The 12,308-nt window shown below is 60.0% G+C and carries 9 protein-coding genes; 3 read left to right on the top strand and 6 right to left on the bottom strand.

Features of this window, described 5'->3' with window-relative positions; genetic code table 11:
* Nucleotides 1-102: 102 nt before the first annotated feature.
* Nucleotides 103-1,083, bottom strand: a complete 981-nt coding sequence (locus CCGE525_RS19190) for an aldo/keto reductase (RefSeq protein WP_120705671.1) — start codon at nucleotides 1,081-1,083, stop codon at nucleotides 103-105.
* Nucleotides 1,084-1,458: 375 nt separating this feature from the next.
* Between CCGE525_RS19190 and CCGE525_RS19185 the strand changes: the two genes are divergently transcribed.
* On the top strand, nucleotides 1,459-3,105 hold the full coding sequence (locus CCGE525_RS19185; protein ID WP_120705670.1) for an AMP-binding protein: 1,647 nt from the start codon (nucleotides 1,459-1,461) through the stop codon (nucleotides 3,103-3,105).
* A 203-nt stretch (nucleotides 3,106-3,308) separates the two neighbouring features.
* The gene (locus CCGE525_RS19180) at nucleotides 3,309-4,160 is read left to right on the top strand and encodes an LssY C-terminal domain-containing protein (RefSeq protein WP_120705669.1); all 852 of its coding nucleotides are present in this window, start codon (nucleotides 3,309-3,311) and stop codon (nucleotides 4,158-4,160) included.
* Here the strand turns inward: CCGE525_RS19180 and CCGE525_RS19175 are convergent.
* Nucleotides 4,157-5,428 carry a GNAT family N-acetyltransferase gene (locus CCGE525_RS19175; protein ID WP_120705668.1) on the bottom strand — a complete coding sequence of 424 codons (1,272 nt, stop codon included), beginning with the start codon at nucleotides 5,426-5,428 and terminating at the stop codon, nucleotides 4,157-4,159. The two genes, CCGE525_RS19180 and CCGE525_RS19175, sit on opposite strands and share 4 nt — an antisense overlap.
* 2 nt (nucleotides 5,429-5,430) lie before the next feature.
* Entirely contained in the window at nucleotides 5,431-6,846 is a 1,416-nt protein-coding gene (locus CCGE525_RS19170) for an oligosaccharide flippase family protein (RefSeq protein WP_120705667.1), read from the bottom strand.
* A 193-nt stretch (nucleotides 6,847-7,039) separates the two neighbouring features.
* Between CCGE525_RS19170 and CCGE525_RS19165 the strand changes: the two genes are divergently transcribed.
* Nucleotides 7,040-7,669: a glutathione S-transferase family protein gene (locus CCGE525_RS19165; RefSeq protein WP_120705666.1), complete on the top strand. Its 630-nt coding sequence runs from the start codon at nucleotides 7,040-7,042 to the stop codon at nucleotides 7,667-7,669.
* 462 nt (nucleotides 7,670-8,131) lie between these two features.
* Here the strand turns inward: CCGE525_RS19165 and CCGE525_RS19155 are convergent, their stop codons facing one another.
* The 3 genes from CCGE525_RS19155 to CCGE525_RS19145 all read right to left on the bottom strand — a co-directional run bounded on the left by CCGE525_RS19155 (nucleotide 8,132) and on the right by CCGE525_RS19145 (nucleotide 12,061).
* The gene (locus CCGE525_RS19155) at nucleotides 8,132-9,325 is read right to left on the bottom strand and encodes an IS91 family transposase (protein WP_120703951.1); all 1,194 of its coding nucleotides are present in this window, start codon (nucleotides 9,323-9,325) and stop codon (nucleotides 8,132-8,134) included.
* 10 nt (nucleotides 9,326-9,335) lie between these two features.
* Nucleotides 9,336-10,223 (bottom strand): tyrosine-type recombinase/integrase, encoded by an 888-nt coding sequence (locus CCGE525_RS19150; protein WP_120703950.1) that lies wholly within the window; start codon nucleotides 10,221-10,223, stop codon nucleotides 9,336-9,338.
* A 212-nt stretch (nucleotides 10,224-10,435) separates the two neighbouring features.
* On the bottom strand, nucleotides 10,436-12,061 hold the full coding sequence (locus CCGE525_RS19145) for a cobaltochelatase CobT-related protein (RefSeq protein WP_120705665.1): 1,626 nt from the start codon (nucleotides 12,059-12,061) through the stop codon (nucleotides 10,436-10,438).
* Nucleotides 12,062-12,308 lie beyond the last annotated feature (247 nt).

Raw genomic sequence — 12,308 nt, 5'->3', positions numbered from 1 at the left:
TCCCGTTAAGATCGAACTGTGACCGGTTCGTGAAACAGCGTTCACGCTTGCTTTACCGGCTTCCATCGCCCGAGCTTCGGCGGAGGTCCCCCGCGCGATATCCTATTTAAACCCGGCAACCCCATGCGGGATATACGGCGATTCCAGCGCCTCGATCTCTTCCGGCGTCAGCTTGACCGACAGGGCGGCGACGGCGTCGGTGATGTGGCCGGATTTGGAGGCACCGATGATCGGGGCGGTGATGGCACTCTTCTGCAGGATCCAGGCGGTGGCGACCTGGGCGCGGGCCACGCCGCGGGCCTTGGCGATGGTGCCGACGGCTTCGACGACCTTGCGGTCGGCGTCGATTGCCTGGGTGTAAAGCGTCTTGCCGAATTCGTCGGTTTCCGAACGGGCCGTGGCCTCGTCCCAGTCGCGGGTGAGGCGGCCGCGGGCAAGCGGGCTCCAGGGAATGACGGCGATCTTCTGGTCTTCGCAGAAGGGCAGCATTTCGCGTTCTTCCTCGCGATAGAGCAGGTTCACGTGGTTCTGCATGCTGACGAATTCGGTCCAGCCGTTGAGGCGTGAGGTATAGATCGCCTTGGCGAATTGCCAGGAATACATCGAGGAGGCGCCGATGTAGCGGGCCTTGCCGGCCTTGACGATGTCATGCAGCGCTTCCAGCGTTTCCTCGATCGGCGTCGTATAGTCCCAGCGGTGGATCTGGTAGAGATCGACGTAGTCGGTGCCGAGACGGCGCAGGCTGTTGTCGATCTCATCGAAGATCGCCTTGCGCGACAGGCCGGCGCCATTCGGGCCGGGACGCATGCGGTTGAACACCTTCGTGGCGAGCACGATGTCCTCACGGCGGGCGAAATCCTTGATGGCGCGGCCGACGATTTCCTCGGACGAGCCGTTGGAATAGGTATTGGCCGTATCGAGGAAGTTGATGCCGGCTTCGATCGCCTGCTTGAGCAGCGGGTGGCTGTCTTCCTCCTTCAGCGACCAGGCATGAGTGCCCTTGTTGGGATCGCCATAGGTCATGCAGCCCAAGCAGATGCGGGACACTTCAAGGCCGGTTTTTCCAAGCTTTGTGTATTCCATCGATAGTCTCCATCCTGTTCTCGAGCGCCGTGCGTTCATTTGAACGCACAAAGGTCGCTCTACTCTTTTGAATCTAGAGTATTTGAATCTAGAGTATCCCGCTTGCAGGTGATGCCACCTGAAAGCGAGATACTCTAGGGGTCCGATACAGAAACGCTCCGCCGCCGGATCGGAGGCAGAGTGGATATGACATCAAAAACAGACTAGCGGAGCGTAGCTTTGCCGATTAGCTCAATAATTCGCAATAGGCTTTGAAGCGGCGCTAAACAAAGATGGCGATTCCGGGGAGCGGGGAGGCGACTACTGCAATTGTTTTCTTGAACCCCTGGTGCCACCGGTGTTAGCTGCGCCGCAGCATTTTTCCTGGAATTTGGTATGAAACTGCCCCCGCGCGACACCTATGAGGCCCTCTACCGCGATTTTCGCTGGGAGATTCCAGCGAAATTCAACATCGGGCGCGCTGTTTGCGACGATTGGGCCGAACGAGAGCCGGACCGGATCTGCCTCGAGCATTTCAGTCCGGACGGCAATCATCTGAAGATGACCTATGGCGAACTTCGCGATCGCTCCGCAGCCTTCGCCAATGCGTTGACGGCACTTGGCGTGCGGCCGGGCGATCGGGTTGCGTTGCTTCTGCCGCAGAGTTTCGAGACCGTCATCGCGCATGTGGCCATCTATAAGCTGGGGGCGATTGCCCTGCCGCTGGCGCTGCTTTTCGGTGCGGAAGCGCTGGAATATCGGCTGGCGAATTCGGGAACCTCTGCGATCGTCACCAATCAATTCGGTCTCACACGGCTGCGGCCGATCCGCGATCGCTTGCCGGAACTGGCGCATGTGATCAGCATCGATGGCGGCGACGAGGGCGTGGCCAGTTTTGCCGAGCTTGTAGCGGCCCATCCACCGCTTTTCGAAGCGCTCGATACCGGACCGGACGATCCGGCGCTAATGATTTTCACCTCGGGCACGACCGGGCCGCCGAAAGGCGCGCTGCATGGCCATCGTGTTTTGCCAGGGCATATCCCCGGCATGCAATTCGCCCATGAAGGCTTTCCGCAGGTGGGAGACAAGCTCTGGACGCCGTCGGACTGGGCCTGGGCGGGCGGGCTGCTGAACGCGCTGCTGCCGAGCCTGATGCTCGGCGTGCCCGTCGTCTCCTCGCCGGCGCAGAAATTCGATGCACATATGGCCTTCCGCATCATAGCCGAGATGGGCGTGCGCAATGCCTTCATTCCGCCGACGGCGCTGCGGCTGTTGAAATCGGTCGACAATCCCCAGGCGCTCTACGATCTCAAACTGCGCACCATCGGTTCGGCGGGCGAGGCGCTCGGGCGCGAAACCTATGAATGGGCGCGTTCCGCCCTTGGGATCACCGTCAACGAATTCTTCGGCCAGACCGAGTGCAATTTCGTTCTGTCCTCCAGCGCCGCCTTTGGTGTCAGCCGCGGTGGTGCGACCGGCAAGCCGGTGCCCGGCCATCGCGTTGCGATCGTCGATGCGGACGGCAGGGAGATGCCGGTGGGCGAGAGCGGGCAGATCGCCATCCAGCGGCCCGATCCGGTGATGTTCCTTGGCTATTGGCGCGACGAGAAGGCGACGGAGGCGAAATTCGCCGCCGACTGGCTGCTGACTGGCGATCTCGGGCGGCAGGATGCCGACGGTTATATTGCCTTCATCGGCCGTGACGACGATGTCATTACCTCGTCGGGCTATCGTATCGGCCCGAGCGAGATCGAGGACTGCCTCGGCGGCCATCCGGCCGTGCGGCTCGCGGCCGCCGTCGGCAAGCCGGATGCGGTGCGCACCGAAATCGTCAAGGCCTATGTGGTCCTCGTTCCCGGCCGTGAGCCGAGCGATGTGCTGGCCGCCGAGATCCGCGACTGGGTGAAGACGCGGCTTTCCATGCATGAATATCCGCGCGAGATCGAGTTCGTCGACGAGCTGCCGCTGACGACCTCCGGCAAGGTGATCCGCCGCCTATTGCGCGAACGTGCGGTTGCCGAGGCTCAGTCTTCGAAAGACTAGGATGTGCCTCGCATGGGCATTTGAACGCGCAGCTCAAAGCATGCCACTCGATTCCACATATGTGGCGGGCGCGTATTCGATAGCGCTGCAAAAAACTCCTCCCAACTAGGACGGCTGCGCTGCCATTTGGATATTTTCGGTGTAAAATTCTCCGTGACGAAGAGTGAGGGCAAGTTCATCAGACACTAGAAGGGGGCAGTGTTGTGAGATTGCTGACGCGCCTTTTCCAGAGGTTCCTAGTTTTTTGTCTGGGCGTACTTAGCGTTTGGCTGATAGTCTTCGTCGTTTTCGATACTGCGGATCACAGACTTCCATGGATACTTGCGGCGTGCCTTACCTATGGCTTGGCTGCTTACGTCATTCTGCCGAACGTGGTCCGATTGTCCCTGAAGGTTCTTCATCGGGGGCTCATCCCCAGATACACGATCGCGGCTGATGGTTTGCCCGGCGATCCTGTAAATTTCGTCCTCGTCGGCACTCTTCAACAACTCCGCGAGGCCTTTGCAACGGCAGGCTGGTCTACGTCCGACCGTTTGGGGATCGCAAGCTCGTTGCGAATGATACGAGCATTTCTGATGAACTCTGCCTATCCCACCGCACCTTTCAGCACTTTCTATCTGTTCGGGCGACGGCAAGACATGGGATTCCAAGAACCCATCGACGATAGCCCCCGCAAGCGCCATCACATCCGTTTCTGGGCCCTTGGCCTCGCCCATTCCGAGGACGACATGAGCGCAGCAAGCTTCTGGCTGAACACCGACAGGCCATCGCCCGACGAGCGCGTACTTTGGGTTGGGGCGGGCACGAGAGATACCGGGCTTTCTCTAACTTGGCTAACGTTCCAAATTACGCATGCGACCGATTCGGATACGAATGCCGAGCGCGACTACATAGTCAATGAACTGAGAGCAAAGTCCGTTATCGGGGAGGTCGCGCGGCACCCATCTGGTTCACGTTTGATGACGGGAAAGGTCAACCATTACATTACCGATGGTGAGATCGCGTTTGCCAGCTTGACTGTTGGTGCGGCGGGTGGCGACCACACTGCGCTTTAACGCTTCGTAAGCGACAGTATCTTCTGGCGCAGCAGTTTCGCTATGTTGCGGGTGCTGCGGTACATATGGAGTTGCGTTGCCACCTGTCGGGCGTCGCGGTCGCCGTTTTGTGTCAGGCCGACGACCAGTGTGCCCATGTCTTCGCGTTCCTGCCAGAAGCGGCTCATGATCGGATGGTCCGGCACGGCGCAGGAATCGGAGCGGACGATGTTGGCATCGTCGAGATGCCATTCCGTCAGCTCGCCCATCAGCAGCTTGCCCGGCGAATAGCGGGCGTAGTCCTCGTTATAGGCAGTCTTCCAGGTATAGGCCTCGCCGCCCATCATCAGCACGATCATCGAGGCGATTGCCTTGCCGTTCAGGTCGATGGTGTGAATGCGCACGGCGTCGATGGCGGCCAGGTTGGAGACGGCTTCGCGGGCGAAGGCCGCATGGTGGCGGTCGATGACCAAAGCGCTGCGTTTCTTGCCCTTCCAGCCGCTCGCCTCCAGGGCCAGGAATTCTTCCATGCGTAGATGAATGTCGCGCGGCTGGCGGGCGACGGAATAGACGACGTCGCCATGACTTTCCAGGAGACGCCATTGGCGGCGCATTTCGCGCAGATGCGCGTTCGAGATCGTCCGCTTGAGATAGGCAAGCGCGTCCTCGCTGCTGTCGAGCATCGGCCGTTGATAGGGATTGGCAACCGTGAGGGGCAGGTTGCGGCCGATGGCGACAGCTTTTGCCATCTGGGCGAAGCGGCCGTTCAACCGGATATCGGGCAGTACCAATGTCGTCGGCAGCTGCAGTTCACGCATGGTCAGTGCTTCGAAGAGATTGTCGAGCGTCTCGCCAGCCTCCTCGGCGTCCAACAGCGGCGTGCCGAGCGGACCGAAGGAATTCGACCACACGCGGATGATCGAGGGACCGATCGCAAAGCCCGGCTTGTCGACGGTAAACGGCATCAGCAGGCGCATGCGGCTACGGGCGCCGTTGTCGTCGCGCATCAGCGCGAGGCGGATCTGCCGATCTTCCAGGCGCGGCATGGCAGGCGCCAGGAAACGGCCGGAGAAGAAGACATTCGGCTCCATTGCGCGATTGGAAAGGAAGTCCAATTCGTCCTGCAGCTCGTAGCCGAACTTACCGGGATAGAGACATAGTTCGCGCCCCGACCGACCGACCTCGACGCGGGCCTCCGCCTTGGGCCGTTCGAAATGCAGCGCTGCGAGCGTGTGCGTCAGGGCGTTTACCTGGCTGTCGGTGCTTTCGGTAAAGGGAGGGCGCGCCATGGTCAGAGTGCCCCGTTCGTTGCTGGTGTCATCGGTCGGCGGATAAGGGCGAAGAGTATGATACCGAACGCACGGCGGACTGCGATATGCAGCAGCATGGCTTCGATCATCATGGCGCTGGCGACGGCAATGGCCGCGCCTTCGATACCAAAATGTGGAATGAGCACGATGTTGAGACCGACATTGGCCACCAGCGCGGCGGCATAGAGATAGACGCAGAGCATCTGCCGGTCCGCCATCATCAATAGCACCTCGGCCGGACCGACGAGCGCCTTGGCCAGAACGCCGGCAAGCAGGATGGCGATGACGACCTGGCCCTCGGTAAAGGCGGTGCCAAACAGCGAAAGCAGGAATTGCCCGGCTGCGAGTACGGTCAGACCGACGGCAAGCGCCGGGAAGAAGGTCCAGCGCGCAGCCTCCGTGGCGAAGGCCGCAAGTTTTTCCCGATCGTTCTCGGCGATGATGGCGGCAAAGCGCGGGCCGATTGCCGCCTTGACGGCGAAATAGACGAAATGCACCAGCGCCATGATCTTGGCAGCGGCGAAATAGACGGCAACCTCGGTGGGATCGAGAAAAATGCCAACCACGACGACATCGGAATTGGTCAGGAGATAACCGACGCCCTCCGCCAGAAAGACTGGGAAGGCGACGGCGAACCAGGCATTGAACTCGATTGTTTTTAGGCCGTTGGGATAGTGGCGGCGCAGGCGGAAGGTGACCGCGAGATATTGGCAAAGCACCGTGACGAAGGCGGCAGCAAGTGCTGCCGCCATTGCCGTCACCGCGCTGTGGGCCGCGCCGAAAAGGATGGCGGCCAGCATGAACAGCAGGATCAGCGTCGGGCGGATGAGGAAGGTCGGGCTCAGCGCCATGACCGGCCAGTGATTGGCGCGCGCCGTGCCGTCCAATACGTCGCCGAGCGCGATCATCGGTACGGCGATCAGGCCGAGAAAGATCGGCATGACGTAATAGCTTTCGACCATGCCGCTGAGAGCATAGAGCGCCGCCATGCCGATCAGCGCCAACCCGCCGGCAACGGCCAGAACGAAGCGGCGGGCGGTGGTGGTCACACCGCGGATGGCGTCATGATTGCCACTTGCGTCATATTGCGGCAGGAAACGGATGATGGCGGTCGGGAACCCGAGGCAGGCGAGATTGCCGAACAGGATCATTAGCACCCAGACGAAGACGAAGACGCCGTATTCGAACCTGCCCATCATGCGGGCGAGCACGATCTGCGAGACGAAAGCAAGGGCGGCGCCGGCGATGCGGATGGCAAAAGCAACCAGCGCCATGCGCTGCGAGACGGCTTTCTCATCATTGCCGGTGAAAACAGGGCGAAGTTTGCGCAGATATGGCGACAGCGCGGTCCGCAGCCCGGAAGGCAGCATTTTCTCTGCTGTTTGAAAGACTGCCATGATCGATACGCAATACTTAAAACATGATCGTAACCTTACGTTAGTCTTGGCAGAGGCGGGTTAAGATTCAGTTCCCGCGGACGTGGGAAAACGCCATAGATGTAGGCGTGTGCGTTGATGGTCTCCGCGCAGGAATCGGGTGGCGCGCGACAGGTCGGCGTGCAGAGTTGTCTGGCCAATCGGGAGGACTGCCATGCTGACGCTTCATGACTACTTGCCATCGCAGAACGGTTGGAAGGCCAGAGTCCTATTTGGACTGCTGGAGATCCCATACGAGAGCCGTTTGGTGTCGATTTTCGAAGGAGAGAGCCGCACGGATGCTTTCCTCGATCTTAATCCGGCGGGCAGCATTCCTGTTCTCGAATTGGAGGATGGGCGGACGATTGCCGAATCAAATGCAATTCTCACCTATCTCGCGGAGGGCACGCTGTTTCTCCCAGCGGACCGCTATCAACGCGCCAAGGTGATGCAGTGGCTGTTCTTCGAGCAATACCATGTCGAGCCGGTAATCGGTTCGCTGCGTTTCTGGACGTTGACGGGACGGCTCGAGCTCAATCATGCCATGGTTGCAGGCAAACGCGCAGCCGCGGTCCGGGCGCTCGCCGCGCTGGAGCGTAGCCTCGCGGATACGCCGTTTCTTGCTGGCAAGGAGTTTTCGATTGCAGATATCGCGGTCTACGCCTACGGCCACCGGGCAGAGGATTGCGGCTTCGCCCTGACCGATTATCCGGCGCTCCTGGCATGGTTCGATCGTGTACGGGAGGCCATCGGTTCTGGCTATCCCATCTATCCTTACAGCAACGATCCACATTCTGCTGTTTGATCGTCGTGCAGACAAAAATGCGGAATTCGGTAGCAACTTGCCGCCAATCGCCGGTGCTTCTTTATGACACCTTTGCGCTGATAGCAGACTTCGGCTCCGCTGCGACGGATGACCGGCTTGGTGAAGGTTTTTCGATGCGGGCCGCGGTGTGACGGTGGCGGCTGGGCGTGTGTCGGCCCGCGTTGAAAAACCTTCCAAGGAGGAGGCCTGCGGGGGCTGGGTGGAGCGCCTATGGGGAAAGCGTGCGGCTGCGGTTTTCTGAGGTGGCTATCGGTGGGAGCGTCGGGTGCAAGCGGGTTGCCCCGAAGGCTTGCAATGACGCGATCGGGGTTGGGGTGCTCCTCTTTCGTAGGCCTCGCATCGGCGGTTTTGCAGTGTGCGGCGTTGCCTGGCGCAAATCGGCGCCACCCCGGAATGCATCGCAGATCCGGGCCGGCCTTGGCTGATGTGACAGGCGTTTCGTCATGCGGCGTCCTTTCGGGGTGGCGCACGGGATTTGGGTCGCTGGCCACGGCGGAATATCTCGACGATGCGCATCGGGCCGCCGCAATCTGGGCATGGCTGCCTCAGGGTGAGCGGGATGCTCTCGGCGCTTGGCGTGTCGTCCTGTGATGGCGCTTCCGTCCCGAGCAGTTTCCTTATCTTTGCGACATTGGCCTTGCGGCCTGCTCCGGCCAGCAGGCCGTAGTGGCGGATGCGGTGGAATCCGTCGGGCAGCACGTGGATTAGGAAGCGGCGGATGAACTCGTCGGTGGCCAGCCGCATGACCTTGTGACGGTCACCGGTCTTGATGCGGTAGTCCTTCCAGCGGAAGGTGACCGCCTCGGCATTCGCGCTGATCAGGCGGCTGTTCGAGATCGCCACGCGGTGCGTGTAGCGGCTGAGATAGGCCAGCACGGCCTCGGGGCCGCCGAATGGGGGCTTGGTGTAGACGACCCAGTCGGATTTGCGGAAGGGGGCAAGCCAGGCAGCGAAGGCATCCGCCTCTGCAAGCCGGGCTAGATCGCCGAAGAAGCAGAGCACCCCGGATTGACTGAGTGCCATCAGTCCTTCGAGAAACAGCCGCCGAAACAGACGAGACAGAACCTTTATGGGCAGAAGGAACCCCGGGCGACAGCCAATCCAGCGCGTGCCATCCGGCGACAGTCCACCGCCGGGCACGACGATGTGCACATGCGGGTGATGGGTCAGCGCCGACCCCCAGGTGTGCAGCACGCTGGTCATGCCGATGTTTGCGCCAAGGTGCCGGGGATCGGCGGCGATGGTGGTCAACGTCTCCGCCGATGCCCGGAATAGAAGATCATAGACCGTCTTCTTATTCCAATAGGCGATCTGCGCGATCTCGGCGGGGATGGTGAAGACAACATGGAAATACTCGACCGGCAGCAGGTCTTCGGCACGGGCGGCCATCCAGTCCCGCGCCGCGGGTCCCTGGCACTTCGGGCAGTGCCGATTCTTGCAGGAATTGTAGGCGATGTGATGGTGGCCGCATTTGGCACAGGCTGCCACATGCCCGCCGAGCGCCTCGGTTCGGCAGGCCTCGATCGCCGCCATGACCTTGAGCTGGGTCAGGCTAACATGCCCGGCATTGGCCCGCCGCCACGCCGGGCCATAGGCACGGAAGATGTCGGCGATCTCCAGTTTTGGCCGGATCACCGGACGGGCGCTACTCCAGTTCGCGTCGGAGCGTTTGGTCCTGCAGCTTCTTCAGGGTCTCGAACGGGCTGATCGTGTCGCGGATCGTCTTCGTGGCGACATGCATATAACGGGCGGTGGTCGTCAGCTTGGCGTGTCCCAGAAGGACCTGGATCACCCGCACATCCGTGTTCGCTTCCAGCAGGTGGGTGGCAAAACTGTGCCGCAGGGTGTGCAGCGTCGCTGGCTTGGCGATCCCGGCCAGTTTTTTGGCGGCGGTGAAGGCGCGGTTGAGCTGCCGCGGCGAGATCGGGTTGATCTTCGGTTTGCCAGGAAAAAGCCAGCCCTGCGGCCGTGACTCGCGCCAATAGTCGCGCAAGAGTTCCAGCAGCAGGGGCGACAGCATCACCTTGCGGTCCTTCTGTCCCTTGCCCTGTTCGACATGGATCAGCATCCGATCGCTGTCGATGTCGCTGATCTTGAGGTTGCAGACTTCGGAGGCCCGCAGTCCGGCGCCATAGGAGATGCTGAGCGCCGCTCGATACTTCAGGCCCGGCCCCTGGGCCGCCACAAGCAGGTCGGAAACCTCCTCAACGCTCAAGACAACGGGCAACTTCTGCGGTTGCCGACGGAACTGCATATGCCGCTTCATCTCTTCGCGGTCGCAGGTGATGCCGAAAAAGAACCTCAGCGCGACGATGCGGGCGTTGAAGGTCGGCGGCGTGACGCCCGCATTGGTCATGTGCAATTGGTAGGCGCGCAGGTCGTCGGGTGTCGCGGTATCCGGAGATCGCTTCAGAAACCCGGCGAAATCCTTGATCGCCCGAATATGGGCTTGCCGGACTTTGTCGCCCATCCCGCGGATGCGCATGTCTTCGATCATCCGTTCGCGCAGCGGGGTCGTCTTCTCCTCCGTCATGGGAACCTCCTGTCTGGTGATTGAGAAGACCCCAATCCTCAGCCAGGACGGCAAACCCACAAAATGCACGGCGTTCAGATCGTTGCTGCACCGTCACCACGGGCGCCAATGCCGCGCGAGCGGCTTCGTCCTTGGGGCCGAGAGCAGCAAGTCTGCTTGCTCTTCTGTCACAATGTCGGAGTCCGTAATGCGGCATGCAGAGATAAAGGCAACTATTCAGGAATGGTATCGTTGGGCGATGCCTTCGTGCGGCGACGACGTTTCGCAGGACGAGATGGATGCGATGCTGGTGGCTTGATGGGCCGTACAACTGATCTCTGGAACGCCCGAACTGCCGGAGTATCACGCCGCAGAATGAGAGACAGCAGGTTCAGGAGGTCTGGACCTATCTGTTCGTCATCGAGTGTAGGGCTGCTCTGCCCGTAGTAGATGTCGACGTTGTGCCCGATCCCCACGCCATAAAGCTCAACCTCGCCCAAGGACCTTATCCAAACAGCGCTTGATTTGAGGTGGTCGTGCAGGAAGGCGTCAGTGTTCACAAATAGGGTTGAATCGTCGACGGGAGCGCCGTCGCTCAAAACAACGAGAATTTTGCGTTCGGCATGACGGCGCTGCAAACGGGAATAGGCCCATAAGAGGGCTTCGCCGTCGATGTTTTCTTTCAGGAGACCCTCCCTGATCATGACCGAGAAATTGATGTCTGCTTCCTGAAATGTCTCGTCGAAGCTCTTGTAGACAATGTGGCGGAGGTCGTTCAGACGACCAGGAAGTTCGGGCTTCTTGTCAGAGAGCCACATTTCCCTCGACTGACCACCCTTCCAAGCCTTGGTGGTGAACCCCAAGATCTCGTTGCTGACACCAGCGCTCGACATGATCGAGGACGCGATCGATGTCCATGCGGCAGTGTCTCCAATCTTCTTTCCGCGCATGCTTCCTGAATTGTCAATCAAGATAGAAATCGAAATGTCTTGCTCGTTTGCGACGTCGGCAATCTGGGCAGTTCCATTCTCAATCGCATCTTTAAATCGCAGTGTTTGTGTACGAATCGTTTTGAGGAGAGCTTGGTGTAGCCGAAGACTTTCATCGGATGACATCAATTGGCGCGGGCTGATTACCTCGTCAAATTTCGTCGTATACACGTAATAAGGTTGTTTCTGTGCGCGCTTGAGAGCGCTTGCCGAGGCTTTCTCGACCCGCGCCACGGGGATCGCAATCGGATTCGCAACGATGACAAGCTGCGGAGCGGCAACCTCAGCCGGAGGTGCCGGTGACGGCACAGCTTGAGCAGGCTGGAGCTTGCTTTGATCTGCAGCGTCCAACTCGGCGCGCAGTTCGACCATCGTCTCCTTAATCGTCTTCGCGAGTGTCGCGATTTGTTCGCGGATGATCGGACGGTCGAGCGGGGGAAATCTCAGTTCACGCCAGTCCGACCAGTTTCGCTCCCGCAGGACCGCTGCCATATCGTCCGGGTGCTTCACCGCGTCGTCAATTTCGTCGGCTGAGACGTAGTAAATCGGCAGAATCAAACGAGGAAGGCCAAGCGAGCGCTCTCGAAGGAGAAACGCCTCAAACTCTTCCCGGCACATATGGCTACGGAAATAGCTAGGCGTAATGATCGGGATCAGGAATGAGATGCTGTCAATCGCCTCCTTGATTCGCTCCCTCCAACGCTCACCCCAAACGATGTCATTGCGGTCCTGGAAGATCGGAAAGGGACGGCCGGTCTGTATTCGGACTTCGCCTTCAAGGCGCGTTCTCAGATCTGATATGCGGCCAAGGTCATGCGCGTCGTCATCTCGGACATAGCTTAAGAAGGCCAGTGGATCTCTATTCTGCATTAGGCGACTCGATTTTGAAAATCCGATCGCCACAACATATGCGAGAATGAGCGGTCGTCATATCACCTCGAATGCCATATCCTCGTCTGAGCGGACTATAGTAGTTGAAGATCGGAGTACAATCGATCGAGGCCTCACTCCGGACACGGCTGGCTGATCCTCGCAGCCTTCGCGACTGCATTCCACTTGCGACGGGATCTGCCGCTGTGCTGAACCAAGAGCTCCGCGCCAGATCCAACCGTCAGAA

Origin of the sequence: Rhizobium jaguaris (assembly GCF_003627755.1) — a bacterium.
Taxonomy (GTDB): domain Bacteria; phylum Pseudomonadota; class Alphaproteobacteria; order Rhizobiales; family Rhizobiaceae; genus Rhizobium; species Rhizobium jaguaris.
This window is presented reverse-complemented; position numbering and strand designations above follow the sequence as displayed.

Excerpts from the sequence above, each read along its gene's own strand:
- CCGE525_RS19190 (WP_120705671.1), bottom strand. The coding sequence starts at position 1,083 with ATGGAATACACAAAGCTTGGAAAAACCGGCCTTGAAGTGTCCCGCATC.
- CCGE525_RS19185 (WP_120705670.1), top strand. The coding sequence starts at position 1,459 with ATGAAACTGCCCCCGCGCGACACCTATGAGGCCCTCTACCGCGATTTT.
- CCGE525_RS19175 (WP_120705668.1), bottom strand. The coding sequence starts at position 5,428 with ATGGCGCGCCCTCCCTTTACCGAAAGCACCGACAGCCAGGTAAACGCC.
- CCGE525_RS19170 (WP_120705667.1), bottom strand. The coding sequence starts at position 6,846 with ATGGCAGTCTTTCAAACAGCAGAGAAAATGCTGCCTTCCGGGCTGCGG.
- CCGE525_RS19165 (WP_120705666.1), top strand. The coding sequence starts at position 7,040 with ATGCTGACGCTTCATGACTACTTGCCATCGCAGAACGGTTGGAAGGCC.
- CCGE525_RS19150 (WP_120703950.1), bottom strand. The coding sequence starts at position 10,223 with ATGACGGAGGAGAAGACGACCCCGCTGCGCGAACGGATGATCGAAGAC.
- CCGE525_RS19145 (WP_120705665.1), bottom strand. The coding sequence starts at position 12,061 with ATGCAGAATAGAGATCCACTGGCCTTCTTAAGCTATGTCCGAGATGAC.